The organism is Rhodococcus sp. KRD162 (assembly GCF_017168335.1).
Lineage (GTDB): Bacteria > Actinomycetota > Actinomycetes > Mycobacteriales > Mycobacteriaceae > Rhodococcoides.
Map to the genome: position 1 here is coordinate 1 of NZ_JABFAU010000049.1, position 1,145 is coordinate 1,145.

Below are 1,145 nucleotides of genomic sequence, written 5' to 3' on the forward strand. Positions count from 1 at the left end.
TCGGTGCGGGGCTGGATTGCGTTTTCGGGGTTGTTCAGGTGTGGGTGGGTTCAGGCGATGTGGGGGCCTGCTCGGGCGTGGGAGGGTCTGGGTTGTCGGTTCGGGTCGACCGATGCCGGTGGGATGAACCAGGGGTGGTTGTCGTCGGCGATGAACACTTCCCAGTCCGAATGGTGGATGAGTCGGTGGTGGAAGCCGCAGAGTAGGACGAGGTTGTCGAGGTTGGTGGGGCCGCCGTCTGCCCAGTGTCGGATGTGGTGGCCTTCGGTCCAGGCGGCGGGTTTGCCGCAGCCGGGGAACGCGCAGCCGTGATCGCGGGCGGTCAGGGCGCGTTTCTGTGTGGCGGTGACGGTGCGGGCGGTGCGGGCGAGGTTGATCGGATTACCGGTCTCGTCCATCACGATGGCGGTGAGGAGGCAATCGCACGCGAGTTGGCGGGAGGTGGTGCGGGACAGTGGTCCCATCCAGGGCAGCCACCCGACACTGGTGCCGTCACCGAACAAGTCCCGGTAGGTGCCGCGATCGGTAGGCGGTGTCGCCGCCCCGTCACCACCAGTGCCGCTACCGCTACCGCTGCCATTTCTGCTGTCGCTATCGCGTGCCCTGTCGGGTTCGGTTGCGGTGCGGGTTGTTTCGTCATCGGCGATGTCGTCGGTACTGTTCCCGCTGCCGGTGAGGTCGGTGAGGTCGCGGAGGTTGATGTGGAGGTTGACGTGGGGTTTTTCTCCGCCTTCGGTCGGCCGGTTGTTGGCGGCGAGGTAGCGGTCGAGGATGTGTCCGAAGGCGTCGGCGCGGCGTCGGGCGGGGCTGCGTTCGTCGGGGGTGCCGTCGACGGCGGGTCTCGGTGCGGTCAGGGGTGAGAGGGCGGTGAGGAGTTTTTCTCCGGTGATGGCGTCGAAGTCACCTTTGAGTGCCAGGCGCCCGTTCAATGTGGTGGAGGCGAACAGTTCGTTGCGGTCGGTGTCTTCGGCGGGTGGGGTGGTGCCGCCGTAGAGGTCGTGCAGGCGGGTGATGGCTGCGCGTAGTGGGCCGGTGCGGGCGTCGGGTCCGGTCGCGGCTGTGATCAGTGCTGCTCGCGCTATGTCGCGGGCCGCGGGGGGGAGGTCGTCGGGTGGGGTTTCGGCGAAGGCGAGGATGAGGGCGGC

Annotated in this window: 1 protein-coding gene; it reads right to left on the reverse strand. The window is 67.7% G+C overall.

Translation table 11 applies throughout. The annotated features are described in order from the left end of the window. Nucleotides 1-50: 50 nt before the first annotated feature. On the reverse strand, nt 51-1,145 hold a 1,095-nt coding region (locus J1M87_RS25385), incomplete at its 5' end, for an HNH endonuclease signature motif containing protein (protein WP_206492492.1).